Source organism: Staphylococcus gallinarum (assembly GCF_029774255.1).
Taxonomy (GTDB): Bacteria; Bacillota; Bacilli; order Staphylococcales; family Staphylococcaceae; genus Staphylococcus; species Staphylococcus gallinarum.
In genome coordinates this window covers 385,305-398,971 of the sequence record NZ_CP069082.1, presented here as the reverse complement: position 1 = coordinate 398,971, position 13,667 = coordinate 385,305, and the positions used below count along the sequence as shown (strand labels likewise).

Below are 13,667 nucleotides of genomic sequence, written 5' to 3'. Positions count from 1 at the left end.
ATGTATATATGTTTCTATAAAAAAATAGGCGACCATGTTCAACACATAATCGCCAACTTATATTGTATAAAAAGGAAGTTTGTTACCCTCCTCTTAACCCATTGCTATGCTTTATATTGCCTTGTTATCAAATCGTGCATAGATGAAAAATCAACTTTAGCTATTAATTGTTCATACGTTTTGATGGCTTTTTCAATGACAGATAAACCTTCATCCGTTAAATATATATACATAGCTCTTTGATCTTCAACACATTCTTGTCTAAATACTAATGGTTCTGCTATTTTTTCAATTCTTACGATAAGACGGGACATAGCACTCTGACTCAAATCCACTATTTTTATTAAATCATTAATTTTATATTTTTTGCCCTTTGCTTTATAAATTTCATATAAAACATAGAACTCTTTTAAACTTAAATTATATTGCTGCTTTAATGATTTTTCTATCATTGTATCTATATAATGAACATATTTTGTTAGCTCAATCCAATTTTCAATTTTTTGTTGTTCCTCCATCCAATCCCTCCTAACATTTCAAGTATCATATTAATCGTGGCTTAACCTTTATATAAATAATAACATTTTTCAGCTATAGAACTCACCGATATGTTTACAACAATATATTTTAATTAAACAAAGTTGCTTAAACATAAAAAAATCTAGTACTACAATATTAACTGTAATACTAGACTTTGAGTAGTACTTTGCCTAAATTAATCATTCTGCTGATGTGCCGGTTGATGAACAATAAATGGTTGCCCTGAAATAAAGCCAAATATTGCTATTAATACAGCTACCCCCATAAGTACAATGAGTGGGACGGACCAACTGCCAGTAATATCTGAAATCATACCTAGACATACCGGACCCACTGCAGCTAATAAATAACCAATGGATTGAGCCATACCAGATAATTGGTAAGACTGTTCAATATCTTGAGTTCTCAAGACAAAAAACATCATTGCTAAACTATATGTTGTTCCTGCACCAACACCTATCAATATTAAATAGAGTACAATCGCAGCATTTGGTAAATATGCGATACCTAATAACCCTACAAAAAAGGACCCAGCACCAAATAATGCTAAACTACTTTGCTTCTTCATACGCCCTGCAATAATAGGTGCAACAAATGCCACTGGTATGATTCCTAGCTGGTTTACAGTTACAAGCCATCCCGCTTCACTTTCAGAAAATCCTTTAGTTGTTAACATAATTGGTAACCACGCAAATAAACTATAGGGTATAAACGATTGCAAGCCCATAAATAAGGTAATTGTCCATGCTAGTTTAGATTTCCAAACACTTTGTTTAGGTTCGCTATCAATTTCTGCAAACACTTTCTTTTTACGTGAGCGCAAATATGGAATACGTAATACTAATACAAGTGCTGCAATAATAGGTACAATCAACCAAATTTGCATTGCAATACGCCAATTCATCCCTGGTGCCACTGCAATCGAAACAGATAAACCAGCAGCCAAAGCGCTCACAAGATTCATCGTCACAGAATACATACCTGTAACAAATCCCATTTGTTGTGGAAATGATGATTTGATCAACCCTGGTGCCATAACATTCCCTACTGCTATTGCAAATCCAACAATTATTGTGCCAATAAGTAATAAACTTGCGCCTCCAGTTCCCCTTAACCACATTCCAATAGCTAAAATAACCATCGAATACATCAAGGTGCGTTCCATACCAAATTTCTGTGACAACTTAGGAATAAATGGAGAAAATAATCCAAATGCAACAAGCGGTAAAGTATTCATCAAACCAACCAAACTATTCGAAATGCCTAATTCTTCCTTGAAAAATGGAACTAATGGTCCTATAGAGGAAATAGGTGAACGTAGCGTCGCACCAATAAATAGTACTGCTAAAAATAATAATATCGTAAAGTATTTATATCGATTTATTTTAATCATTTACTCCCTCCTTTTAATTCTCTTAAAAATGTCCCGCGATTTTTATGTTATTTAAAAACCCTATCACACTGGCATAAATAAGCTCAATAGTATTTTGCTAATAAAATAAAAATATTTCTGTTAGCTTGTTCATCATAAGTTAAGTTATTTCCCTAAATTAAAATTACAAACATCACAATAAAACACATATAAAAAGCTACTTTCTCAATAAAGAGAAAGCAGCTTTTTAGTATAGGCATTTCTACTATCCGCAAACATATCTTTAACCATAAAGTCATCAACGATATAACCATTTTTTAATACTACAATTCGATCAACCAATGCCTGAAGAAATGCAATATCGTGTGATATAATCATTAATCCTTTTCTAGTCAATTGATGATAATGTTCCAGTATATCTTTCATTTTATTTTCTGAAATCACATCTAAATTTGCTGTAATTTCATCACAAATTAGTATATCTGGTTCTAATACAAATGAACGTATCATATTAAGACGCTGTAGTTGTCCCCCACTTAGCTCTTCTGGTCTCCTTTTTAAAAGGTTTGAATCTAATCCCATCAGGACTAACAATTCGTCTAATCGTTGGGTTAACACTTTGTTAGCATCTTGATAATAATACTTAATTGCTTCATCCATAGATTGTTGTATTGTTCTTTTCGGATTAAAGCTATCATATGCATTTTGAAAAATTGGTAACATAGTTAAGCCATGTTTATTTATCTCTCCTGCTGTCGGTTTCAGCATTCCCAATATCAAGTGTGCTAACGTTGTTTTTCCTGATCCACTTTCTCCAACGATGCCTATCTTCTGTTGGCTGGAAAACGTTAAGTTTATATCATGTAAAACAGTATGCTTGTTATAGTTAAATGTTACTCTCTTACATTCAATCATCCATTCCCCTCATTTCTCAACTGACGGCGTGCATTAAATAACTTTAAACTATAAGGACTCACCATTTTGTCGTGAAATTGTTGTACATGATTATACTCGACAATTTCTCCTGATTTAATTACCGCAATCCAATCACTAAATTTCAACACATGTGATAAATCATGTGTAATCAATAACAATGTTGTCTCATGTACCTCTGCAAGATGACGAATTAAATTCATGATTTCATGACCATTTACAACATCTAATGATGATGTAGGCTCATCTGCAATAATTATCTCTGGTCGTAACATTATGACACTCGCTATTTGTACACGTGCTAGTTGCCCACCAGATAGATTAAAGCGATAACTTTCAAACACGAGACGCTCATTTAGTCCAACCACCTTTAATGATTGTGATACGATTTGTTTGGCAACTTTACGTGGCACCTGATAATGTGCACGATAAATTGCCATAAGTTGTTTACCTAATTTTGTATGATCATTAAAGCTATGACTATAATCTTGCGCAATAAATCCAATCGTTCTTCCAAGCATTGATTTCATATCTACTACGCTTTGCCCTTCAACAAGTATTTCATAGTCTGAAACACTTAATGACGGCGCTAATTGTTGAACGATTGCTTTAGCAGTCAGACTCTTACCTGAACCACTTTCACCAATCAATACGTTAACCTGTCCTTTATGTAGGGTCAGGTTTAAATTCTTTATTAAATACTCATTTACTGAGTTTTGAATGCTTAAATTTTGAATTGATAACATTTTAGACATTATTATCACGCTTTCCTTGGAGAAGTCGATCTCTTAATGCATCGCCCATTAAGTTGAAAATTAATATCGTGACCGTAATCATCACAGCTGGAGCTAATAATTGTAGTGGGTGTGATTCTATATAATCTCTTCCTGCATTTAGCATCGCTCCCCATTCAGGTGATGGTGGTTGTGCACCTAACCCTAAAAATGATAAAGATGATATATAGAGTATAATCTTCCCAAAATCCACAGTCATAAGCACAATAATGGATGGTACTGCTTGTGGTAAGAAGTGCTTAAAAATAATGACGTAACTTGGTACATTTAACATCTTTGCCATGTGAATGTATGGCTTTTTAAGCTCAGCGCTAACAATAGAACGCGTCAATCGTGTGTAGGTCATCCACTTGATTAGCATAATTGCTATGACTAAGTTCCATATACTAGGTTTAAAAAAACTTGCTAAGGCAATCATCAGCACAAACTCTGGAATACTTAAACCAATGTCAATCACACGCATAATAATCGTATCGATAATGCCCTTTTTATATCCGGCTAACAGCCCCAGTGGCACACCAACAATAACAGTCAGTAACAGTGTTAATAAGCTTACTATCAACGTATAACGGGCACCTAAAATCAACCTTGAGAATAAGTCTCGACCATAGTCATCTGTACCTAACCAATGCTGAACACTTGGTACCTCAAATGTACGATTGAGATGCACAGTTAACGCCATATCCTTTACTACGAACAATTGCGACATTATAATACATACAACATATGCAAAAAATAGATAATAGATTAGAGGTTGTTTGCCTAATTTCATAACGGACCACCATCCAATCTATCTTCTACTTTCGTAACTTTATGTTTCACTGAGCGCCGTTTTGGATCGAGCCACAATAATAGCAAGTCACTTACTGTATTAGCGAAAATAACACAACAACCAATCATCAATACAACACCTTGAATAACTGGATAATCACGGGCTCTTATACTATCCACTAAAAAGCGTCCCACCCCTGGTATCCCAAAGAGATTTTCGATTACTACTGTACCTCCAATTAGACTGCCGACAGACATACCCATGATCGTAATTATTGGCAACAAAGCTGGTTTAAATATATCTTTCCAATATATATAAGATTCAGACATACCTCTTAATCTAGATGCTTGTACCTCTTGCGATCGGTATAATTCTAATAAATTTGAGCGCATCAGTCTTACATAATAAGCACTCATGCCAATGCTCAATGACACAACTGGCAAAATATAGCCAGCCGGTGTAGCAATACCAGAAGAAGGCAAGATAGCTAATTGTTGCGCACATATATAAATTAGTAACGTTCCTAAAAAGAATGACGGAATGCTCACCGTAATAGAAGTCATCATACGTATCAACATATCAATCCAAGTATGATAATATCTGGCAGCGACAGTGCCTAAAGGTATGCTAATCAATAAGACAGTTACCATAGTAGCTAAAGCAATCAATAATGTTGGAGGTGTATAATACAGTAATTCCTTACTCACAGATTCTCCAGTCTGATAACTTGTACCAAAATTCAAATGTACAATTTGATTTAACCATTGTCCATATTGCACGATAATGGGCTGATTCAGCCCTAACTTCTCTTTCGTTTCTGATACTTGTGAAGCAGATACATTAGCAACATCAAGATGTAATATTTTATTTACAGGATCTCCTGGCGTTAATTTCATTAAGATAAATGTGATAGTAGAAAGGACAAATAATACAATGATCATTTGTCCGATTCTACGAATTATTTGCGTGATTATCATTTGTTTACATTCACCTTATAATCAATAAGATAAATGCCTTCAGGAGAAGCTTTGAGTCCAGTAACATGCTTATTAAGACCCACAATATTATTACTATAGGCAATATAACTATTTGCATAATCTTCTTTTGTTAACGCAATAATTTTATTTGTCAGTTGATTGCGTTCTGTTTTATCTACCGTTTTATTAAATTGTTCTATCAAATCATTCACACGATTATTGCTATAAGTTCCAGCATTAATAGCACCTTGTGCTTTATAAGCTTGATTAAAGAAATAACCAGTGTCGCCTCGCGGAAATGTTCCAAAGCTATATAATGAAGCATCCCATTGACTTTTATCTTTAAGGTAACCATCAATATCATCAACATTGCGTAACTTAATATTAATATTTGCTTTTTTAGCGTCTGATTGTACAACTTGTGCGATTTTTGGCAATTCTGGTCTACCATTATACGTTGACACAGTTAATGTTAATGGATGTTCTTTAGTATAGCCTTCTTGCTGTAATAACTTGCGTGCTTGCTGAATATCTTGCTGAGTGACCTTTTTATCATTAATAAAATTAAGTTTGGTATTAAATGGACCCGAAGCGGCATTAGCATAATCTTTATAAACATTATGGGCAATAGCTTCTCTATCAATAATCTTGTCTAATGCTTCACGTACTCGCTTGTTCATCTTGTCACTTTGATGATTATATAATAATAAACTTGTTCTATAACCTGGCACACTAGAAATCTTTGTTTGTTGACCTTTATCTAGCGCATCTACCTTTTCAACTGGAACATCGGTAATGACATCAGCCTTATTTGCTGACAAGTCGTTGGCACGTGTATTACCGTCCTCTTGATAGCTCACATTAACATGGTCTAACTTCGGTTCTCCTTGCCAATATGCTTTATTCTTGTTGAGCTTTATACTTTGTGATTGCTTATAATCAACAATTTTATATGGACCAGTTCCCACCGGTGATTTATTAATATCACCCTGCGCTTCAGTGTCATATATGGCTGCAAATGGACTGGCTAATTCTGAAACGAGCTCAGGATATGCTTCCTTTGTTAAAATCGTCACTGTCTGTCCATCTACCTTAATATCTTTGATAGGGAGTGAACCTTTGACTAAATCACTTTGCTGTATACTTTGTTCCAAACTATTTTTCACTGCTTGACCCGTTAATTTTTTACCATTTTGAAATTTTATATTATCCTTTACTGTCAACTTCAATTCAGTTGGTGAAACCTGCTTATACTCCGAGACTAATAATTTTTCAACCTTGCCGTCTGTACTCACTTTAAACAAAGATTCTGCTGCACCTACTTTTACTGGGACATCTGTCTTGTATGGCGCGACTGAAGTTGTTTTTAATGGTAATTCGACATTTAACGTCTTGCCATCTTCTTTACTCTGCGTCCCACTACAACCTCCGAGAATCATTATAGTTGCCGCAACAACCCCTAATACTTTCTTCAATCTATCTTCCTTCTTTCAACAAAAATAATTCATCCATAAATATAACTATATTCTTTAAGATTACCCATCAATTTCGTGGTTCTGCAATTTCATTTAACTTCATTCGATTACCTCCGAACAACATGATCCATGTTGCAATAATAAATGGTAATGTAAAGACTGGTAACCCAAATGGTGTTAATAAAGTTGTCATACCTGCGTGTAGAATAATCGTTAATAATAAACCTAGCACGATACTCATTGTCCTTGAAATGATTGTTCGAAAAGCAATACCTAATGCCAAGACAGTTAATACGACATTATACGCAAACAATCCATCATTAATTTGGTCGTGATTTGCTCCAAGTAAACTCACAGCCGCTAAGCCAATCAAATTCGCAAAGATGACATATACACCCGCACGTCTCGATGCAATAAATATTCCCACTAATATCAAGAAACCTGTAATAACATGATTTAATAAAAACACCTCACTAAATCCTGTAAAAAATGCTTGCAAACCTTCTACGCTATTTCCTGAAAAAGTGATTTCTTGAACCTTATTAGGTAAAATATGTACATTTGCATTCACAAATTCAAACTGAAACGACATTAGCAATATCAACCAACTCACAAATACGTAAGGTATAGTTAACATCGGAATACCAAAGGGTTTAAAAAACTCTCGCACAGCTGAGCCAATCGGCATCGTGATAATAACTGCAAGTAGTACAATAACCAAGCTATACCATTTAGGCACTAGAAACAGCGTCAATGCAATCGCAGTTAATACTGGATTAAATCCCGCTAACCCCGCTTCTATTTCTGCCCCACTATAATTTGTCCACTTAGCTAATAATAAAGCGATAATACTGCCCAACAGTGCCATCAGACCTACTTTCCAATTCCCTATAAATAAGCCAACTAAAATGCACAAACCAGTAATTGCATTTTCCAGTAGTAATACTTGCGAAATATTTCTGAGTAATATTTTCACGATATTCATGTCGTCACCCAATTTCTTTATCTCTTGACTCTATTAATTTTATATTAAATTCTATACGATTTAAAGCTTAACGCATTGGTTATATCATTTACAATTAGTAACTTTTTTCTAATAATTAAATGTGTAATTCTTGTAGTAAATAGATAATCATCTTATTATAAAAGAGCATGCATATATTATGCGTACAATATTTATTATTGGAAGGTCGTGAGTTTCGTGCATTTTACTCAAAGGGAACAAGATAAGTTAATGCTTGTAGTTGCAGCTGATTTAGCACGCAGACGTCAACAAAGAGGTCTAAAATTAAATTATCCAGAAGCTGTTGCTATCATTAGCTTTGAATTATTAGAAGGTGCGAGAGATGGTAAGACAGTCGCAGAACTTATGAGTTACGGGAAACAAATATTAAATGAAGACGATGTAATGGATGGTGTAGCTGATATGCTAACCGAAATGGAAATCGAAGCAACATTTCCAGATGGCACAAAGTTAATCACTGTTCATCACCCAATCGTTTAAGGAGGTTATGTATATTGAAACCAGGTGAAATTATTGTTAACAATACGGATATCGAGGTCAATCAAGGCTTGCAAAGTACCATTTTAAATGTAAAAAATACAGGTGATAGACCGATTCAAGTTGGCTCTCATTATCATTTCTTCGAAGCTAATCCTGCACTTCAATTTGATCGTGAAAAAGCGTACGGGAAACGCTTAGATATACCTGCTGGAGCTGCAGTTCGATTCGAACCAGGTGATGAAAAGGAAATACAACTTGTTGAATATCGTGGTAATCGTAAAATTTTTGGTTTCCATGGTGATGTGAATGGTCCAATTGACGAATCACGCGTTTATAAACCGAAAGTTAATTCTGCCGAAGCACCTAAAGTACAGGATGACGGTAGTAAAAATGCTAATAAAGAAAGTGGGTATAAATCATGAGCTTTAAAATGACACAATCTCAATATACGAGTCTTTATGGCCCAACATTAGGTGATTCTGTAAGACTAGGTGATACGAACTTATTTGCAAAAGTAGAACAAGATTATGCAACTTATGGAGACGAAGCCGCTTTTGGTGGTGGTAAATCTATTCGTGACGGGATGGCACAAAACCCTAATGTAACACGTGATGATAAACAAGTTGCTGACTTAGTTATAACTAATGCATTAATCATTGATTATAATAAAATTATCAAAGCTGATATTGGTGTGAAAAATGGCTATATCATGACAATAGGTAAAGCGGGAAATCCTGATATTATGGATAACGTCGATATTATTATCGGTGCCACTACTGATGTCATTTCTGCTGAGGGTAAGATTCTCACAGCTGGCGGCATCGACACACATGTTCACTTTATCAATCCAGAACAATCACAAGTCGCTTTAGAAAGTGGCATTACTACCCATATTGGTGGCGGTACAGGTGCGTCTGAAGGTTCAAAAGCAACAACAGTTACTGCTGGTCCTTGGCACATCCATCGCATGTTAGAAGCTGCTGAAGCATTGCCATTAAATATTGGCTTTACAGGTAAAGGCCAAGCAGTTAATCCAACTGCATTAGTTGAGCAAATTCATGCAGGCGTTATCGGTTTAAAGGTCCATGAGGATTGGGGTGCGACACCTTCTGCCTTACACCATGCACTTAATGTTGCCGATGAATACGACATACAAGTGGCATTACACGCCGATACATTAAATGAAGCCGGCTTTATGGAAGAAACCATGGCTGCAGTAAAGGACCGTGTGTTACACATGTATCATACTGAAGGTGCTGGAGGCGGTCATGCACCGGATTTAATCAAATCTGCATCCTATTCAAATATTCTCCCATCATCTACGAACCCAACACTCCCCTACACAGTAAACACTGTCGATGAACATTTAGATATGGTAATGATTACACATCATCTTAACGCTGCAATACCTGAAGATATTGCATTTGCGGACTCACGTATACGTAAAGAAACAATTGCTGCAGAAGATGTACTGCAAGATATGGGTGTCTTTAGTATGGTCAGTTCCGATTCTCAAGCAATGGGTCGCGTCGGTGAAGTTATAACACGCACATGGCAAGTGGCACATCGTATGAAAGACCAACGCGGACCTCTTGAAGGCGATAGTGAATATGATGATAACAATAGAATAAAACGATATATAGCAAAATATACAATTAATCCGGCAATCACACATGGGATTTCAGATTATGTCGGCTCAATAGATGAAGGCAAACTTGCTGATTTAATCATGTGGGAACCCGCATTCTTTGGTGTTAAACCTGATGTGATTATTAAAGGTGGTTTAATTAATACTGCGATTAATGGTGATGCCAATGGCTCTATACCAACTTCTGAACCTTTAAAATATAGAAAGATGTATGGTCAATTTGGAGGCAATATGCAAAGTACTGCGATTACTTTTGTTTCCGCTACTGCATATGAAAATGATATCGGTCAATTGCTTGGTTTAAAGCGTAAACTTAGACCTGTCCACAATATCCGTAATTTAACGAAGAAGGATATGAAAAACAATAGTGCAACGCCAAAATTAGACGTTGATCCGCAAACGTATGAAGTGTTTGTTGATGGACAAAAAATTACAAGTGAACCAGCAACAACACTACCGTTAACACAAAGATATTTCTTATTTTAACTTTAGGAGGAACTGAGATGATTGTAGAAGAAATAGTAGGCAATATCGCCAATCTTTCAGATAGTGAAAAAGGTAAGCATATTGAAAAAGTTTACTTAGAAAATTCTGATTTAGTCAAACGTATTCAACGCGTAACAACAGATCATGGTAACGAACTAGGCATTCGATTAAAGCAACCGATCGACCTACAATATGGTGATATTTTATATAAAGATGATACCAATATGATTATTGTAGATGTTAATTCTGAAGATTTACTTGTCATCAAGCCACGCAATTTGCAAGAAATGGGTAATATCGCGCATCAGTTAGGTAATAGACACCTACCCGCTCAGTTTACTGAAACTGAAATGTTAGTCCAATATGATTATCTTGTAGAATCACTTTTACAAGATTTAGGTATTCCCTACACACATGAGGATCGTAAGGTAAACCAAGCATTTAGACATATAGGTCATTCGCATGATTGATCACGCAAATTTACGTTTATTTCAATTTTGCGATTCTCAATTTCCAACTGGTGCGTTCAGTCACTCATTCGGACTAGAAACATATATACAACGCGGTTCCGTGCACGATGAAACAACTTTTCAACATTGGTTAACTTTATTCATTAATGAACAGCTCACTTATTCAGATGGATTAACTATGCGTCTCGTGTATAAAGCCTTAGAGGCACAAGATACAGAAGCCATAATACGATTAGATCAAATACTATTCGTTCAAAGTTTGCCACGAGAAACTAGACAAGGCGCAAAACAAATGGGAAATCGTATGGTTAAATTGGCACTTGAACTATATCAAAGCGAATGGATTAACTGGTATCAACAACAAATGAAAAGTAAACAAGTACACTTACATCCAGCTATCTGCTTTACTATGTTAGGTCATTACTTTGGTGTACCAATAGAAACAATAATTGATTACTACTTATATCAAAATGTGTCCAGTCTTACTCAAAATGCGGTTCGTGCAATACCTTTAGGTCAAACTGCAGGTCAACGAATCGTTGAGCGAATGATTCCCATTATGAAAGAAACACGTGATTATATTTTCACATTGACTGAAAATGATTTAGGACTTACAGCACCCGGTTTAGAAGTAAATCAAATGGAGCATGAAAACGTAAATGTAAGAATTTTTATTTCATAAAAAGAGGAGGACAATTATGTCAGAAGTAATAAAAATAGGTATCGGCGGTCCTGTTGGTGCAGGTAAAACCCAACTTATCGAAAAAATTGTAAAGAGACTGTCAACAGAAAAGAGTATCGGTGTCATTACAAACGATATTTATACAAAAGAAGATGAAAAAATTCTAGTTAATTCTGGAGTACTGCCTGAAGACAGAATTATCGGTGTAGAAACAGGTGGTTGTCCACATACAGCCATTCGTGAAGATGCATCGATGAACTTTGCAGCGATTGATGAACTCATAGAACGGAATGATGATATCGAACTTATATTCATTGAGTCTGGCGGTGATAACCTCGCAGCTACATTCAGTCCTGAATTGGTTGATTTCTCAATTTATATTATCGATGTCGCTCAAGGTGAGAAGATTCCACGTAAAGGTGGACAAGGCATGATTAAATCAGATTTCTTCGTTATTAACAAAACCGATTTAGCACCTTATGTTGGTGCATCATTAGAACAAATGGCAATAGATACTAAGGCCTTTCGTTCTACTCGTCCATTTGCATTTACTAACCTTAAGACAGATGAAGGTTTAGACGAAGTAATAAACTGGATTGAGCAAGACGTTTTCCTAAAAGGTTTGGTATAATGCCTAAATCCAATCCAACATGGACAGGTCAATTAAAGTTATCTGTCTTCAATAACGGTAGAAAGTCTGTGGCGAGAGATGTCTTTTTTGAAAAGGCACTTAAAGTTATGCGTCCGATTTATCTGAACAATTCTGATATTCCAACATTCTATATCGTCAATGTCGGCGGCGGTTACCTTGACGGTGATCGCTATATAATGGAGTTTAACGTTGAGGATAATGCCTCTGTTATATTAACTTCACAAGGTGCCACCAAAATTTATAAAACACCTAACGATCACGTCGCTCAATATCAACATGTTAATATTAAAGATCAAGGGCACTTAGAATATGTTGGAGACCCTATTATCGCATTCGAAAATGCAAAATTTTATCAACAGAATACCTTTCACTTAACAAATACAAGTAGTTTATTTTACACGGATATATTAACACCTGGGTATTCCAAAGATGACAAACAATTTAGTTATCATTATATGCACTTATTAAATGAAATATATGTAGATGATACGTTGGTCGTTTATGATCACATGAGATTAGAACCTGCAAAGCATTCAGTACATGCTATTGGTTACATGGAAAACTATTCACATTTAGGATCATGTTATTTCATCCACCCAGAAGTTAATCAAAAATTCATAGATTCACTCTATGACACATTAAAACACTATCACCAAGATTATGATTGCCGTTTCGGAATCACGCAAATTGCAACACATGGTTTTAGCTTACGAATACTATCAAACAAAACACAAGAAATCGAAAGTATTTTAACTGCTACCCAACAGTATGTAAACCAAAGTATCTTTAATCGTGACATCAACTTTTTACGAAAGTATTAATACTCATACAGTAATAAACTTTCACAATGATATCGACTTGAGCTTAAAATTACTCAATCATACAAATTCAGCAACTTTTTTCTAAAAATAGAACGAGCCTGGGACATTACCCTTTTAGACTAAAATAAAATCGCTGAATTATGATTTTATTTTAGTCTTCATCACTTTACTCGTTATGCATTTCTTGTTTTATCTCAGGGATAATTTCTATTTCAATAAATTCATTATAAAGTGTCTCACTTATTATAGTAACAACATTTATGAACTGCGCATTGTTTGTGAGACAACTGAAGGAGTAGTATGCGTGTCGAGACCGAAGCTCGACCAAGCCCACTAGGTAGCAAGCGATAACAAGCCCATCAAAGATCAACAATCTTTGATGGGCTTAATGCTGGGTATTAATTTTCTAAACGCCTTTTTTATTTTAAATAATAATAAATTTGTCAGTCATTTTTTAGTTAATTAATGATTTAACAGCTATTACATCTAATTAAATAACAAACAATTTAATTTGTTCAATCTATATCTTATTTATGACATA

The 13,667-nt window shown here is 35.1% G+C and carries 15 protein-coding genes; 7 read left to right on the top strand and 8 right to left on the bottom strand.

The window, feature by feature from the left end; all coding sequences use genetic code 11:
* Nucleotides 1-104: 104 nt before the first annotated feature.
* From JN168_RS01635 to yut, 8 genes are all read right to left on the bottom strand, one after another.
* A complete protein-coding gene (locus tag JN168_RS01635) occupies nt 105-518 on the bottom strand; it encodes a MarR family winged helix-turn-helix transcriptional regulator (RefSeq protein ID WP_042740396.1) in 414 nt (137 codons plus the stop codon).
* Nucleotides 519-715: 197 nt separating this feature from the next.
* Complete coding sequence (locus JN168_RS01630) at nt 716-1,933, bottom strand: CynX/NimT family MFS transporter (protein WP_279526120.1); 1,218 nt, start codon at nt 1,931-1,933, stop codon at nt 716-718.
* 204 nt (nt 1,934-2,137) lie between these two features.
* Nucleotides 2,138-2,827, bottom strand: a complete 690-nt coding sequence (locus tag JN168_RS01625) for an ABC transporter ATP-binding protein (protein WP_279526119.1) — start codon at nt 2,825-2,827, stop codon at nt 2,138-2,140.
* Nucleotides 2,824-3,600: an ATP-binding cassette domain-containing protein gene (locus JN168_RS01620; RefSeq protein WP_279526118.1), complete on the bottom strand. Its 777-nt coding sequence runs from the start codon at nt 3,598-3,600 to the stop codon at nt 2,824-2,826. The genes JN168_RS01625 and JN168_RS01620 overlap by 4 nt, the downstream gene beginning before the upstream one ends.
* Nucleotides 3,593-4,411, bottom strand: a complete 819-nt coding sequence (nikC, locus tag JN168_RS01615) for a nickel transporter permease (protein ID WP_229366514.1) — start codon at nt 4,409-4,411, stop codon at nt 3,593-3,595. Before nikC ends, JN168_RS01620 begins: the two co-directional genes overlap by 8 nt.
* The gene (gene nikB, locus JN168_RS01610) at nt 4,408-5,388 is read right to left on the bottom strand and encodes a nickel ABC transporter permease (RefSeq protein WP_042740401.1); all 981 of its coding nucleotides are present in this window, start codon (nt 5,386-5,388) and stop codon (nt 4,408-4,410) included. The genes nikC and nikB overlap by 4 nt, the downstream gene beginning before the upstream one ends.
* Complete coding sequence (nikA, locus tag JN168_RS01605; RefSeq protein WP_411841290.1) at nt 5,385-6,827, bottom strand: nickel ABC transporter substrate-binding protein; 1,443 nt, start codon at nt 6,825-6,827, stop codon at nt 5,385-5,387. The genes nikB and nikA overlap by 4 nt, the downstream gene beginning before the upstream one ends.
* 103 nt (nt 6,828-6,930) lie before the next feature.
* The gene (gene yut, locus JN168_RS01600) at nt 6,931-7,848 is read right to left on the bottom strand and encodes an urea transporter (RefSeq protein ID WP_042740532.1); all 918 of its coding nucleotides are present in this window, start codon (nt 7,846-7,848) and stop codon (nt 6,931-6,933) included.
* Nucleotides 7,849-8,064: 216 nt separating this feature from the next.
* Between yut and JN168_RS01595 the strand changes: the two genes are divergently transcribed.
* Genes JN168_RS01595 through JN168_RS01565 form a run of 7 tightly spaced genes read left to right on the top strand, consistent with a single transcriptional unit; the run spans nt 8,065 to nt 13,126 of the window.
* On the top strand, nt 8,065-8,367 hold the full coding sequence (locus JN168_RS01595; RefSeq protein WP_042740403.1) for an urease subunit gamma: 303 nt from the start codon (nt 8,065-8,067) through the stop codon (nt 8,365-8,367).
* 14 nt (nt 8,368-8,381) lie between these two features.
* On the top strand, nt 8,382-8,789 hold the full coding sequence (ureB, locus tag JN168_RS01590; RefSeq protein WP_042740404.1) for an urease subunit beta: 408 nt from the start codon (nt 8,382-8,384) through the stop codon (nt 8,787-8,789).
* On the top strand, nt 8,786-10,501 hold the full coding sequence (gene ureC, locus JN168_RS01585) for an urease subunit alpha (protein WP_107526774.1): 1,716 nt from the start codon (nt 8,786-8,788) through the stop codon (nt 10,499-10,501). Before ureB ends, ureC begins: the two co-directional genes overlap by 4 nt.
* 17 nt (nt 10,502-10,518) lie before the next feature.
* A complete protein-coding gene (ureE, locus tag JN168_RS01580) occupies nt 10,519-10,971 on the top strand; it encodes an urease accessory protein UreE (RefSeq protein ID WP_107511703.1) in 453 nt (150 codons plus the stop codon).
* Nucleotides 10,964-11,653 (top strand): urease accessory protein UreF, encoded by a 690-nt coding sequence (locus tag JN168_RS01575; protein ID WP_042740407.1) that lies wholly within the window; start codon nt 10,964-10,966, stop codon nt 11,651-11,653. The genes ureE and JN168_RS01575 overlap by 8 nt, the downstream gene beginning before the upstream one ends.
* Nucleotides 11,654-11,669: 16 nt before the next feature.
* Nucleotides 11,670-12,284, top strand: coding sequence for an urease accessory protein UreG (gene ureG / locus JN168_RS01570; RefSeq protein WP_042740408.1), 615 nt, complete (start codon nt 11,670-11,672; stop codon nt 12,282-12,284).
* Nucleotides 12,284-13,126, top strand: coding sequence for an urease accessory protein UreD (locus tag JN168_RS01565; protein WP_042740409.1), 843 nt, complete (start codon nt 12,284-12,286; stop codon nt 13,124-13,126). Before ureG ends, JN168_RS01565 begins: the two co-directional genes overlap by 1 nt.
* The last annotated feature ends 541 nt before the right edge of the window (nt 13,127-13,667 follow it).

What these genes read in the sequence shown, in the direction of transcription:
- ureE (WP_107511703.1), top strand. Translation starts at nt 10,519, where the DNA reads ATGATTGTAGAAGAAATAGTAGGCAATATCGCCAATCTTTCAGATAGT.
- JN168_RS01625 (WP_279526119.1), bottom strand. Translation starts at nt 2,827, where the DNA reads ATGATTGAATGTAAGAGAGTAACATTTAACTATAACAAGCATACTGTT.
- JN168_RS01630 (WP_279526120.1), bottom strand. Translation starts at nt 1,933, where the DNA reads ATGATTAAAATAAATCGATATAAATACTTTACGATATTATTATTTTTA.
- yut (WP_042740532.1), bottom strand. Translation starts at nt 7,848, where the DNA reads ATGAATATCGTGAAAATATTACTCAGAAATATTTCGCAAGTATTACTA.
- nikA (WP_411841290.1), bottom strand. Translation starts at nt 6,827, where the DNA reads ATGATTCTCGGAGGTTGTAGTGGGACGCAGAGTAAAGAAGATGGCAAG.
- ureC (WP_107526774.1), top strand. Translation starts at nt 8,786, where the DNA reads ATGAGCTTTAAAATGACACAATCTCAATATACGAGTCTTTATGGCCCA.
- nikC (WP_229366514.1), bottom strand. Translation starts at nt 4,411, where the DNA reads ATGAAATTAGGCAAACAACCTCTAATCTATTATCTATTTTTTGCATAT.
- JN168_RS01565 (WP_042740409.1), top strand. Translation starts at nt 12,284, where the DNA reads ATGCCTAAATCCAATCCAACATGGACAGGTCAATTAAAGTTATCTGTC.
- JN168_RS01620 (WP_279526118.1), bottom strand. Translation starts at nt 3,600, where the DNA reads ATGTCTAAAATGTTATCAATTCAAAATTTAAGCATTCAAAACTCAGTA.
- JN168_RS01575 (WP_042740407.1), top strand. Translation starts at nt 10,964, where the DNA reads ATGATTGATCACGCAAATTTACGTTTATTTCAATTTTGCGATTCTCAA.
- JN168_RS01635 (WP_042740396.1), bottom strand. Translation starts at nt 518, where the DNA reads ATGGAGGAACAACAAAAAATTGAAAATTGGATTGAGCTAACAAAATAT.
- nikB (WP_042740401.1), bottom strand. Translation starts at nt 5,388, where the DNA reads ATGATAATCACGCAAATAATTCGTAGAATCGGACAAATGATCATTGTA.
- ureG (WP_042740408.1), top strand. Translation starts at nt 11,670, where the DNA reads ATGTCAGAAGTAATAAAAATAGGTATCGGCGGTCCTGTTGGTGCAGGT.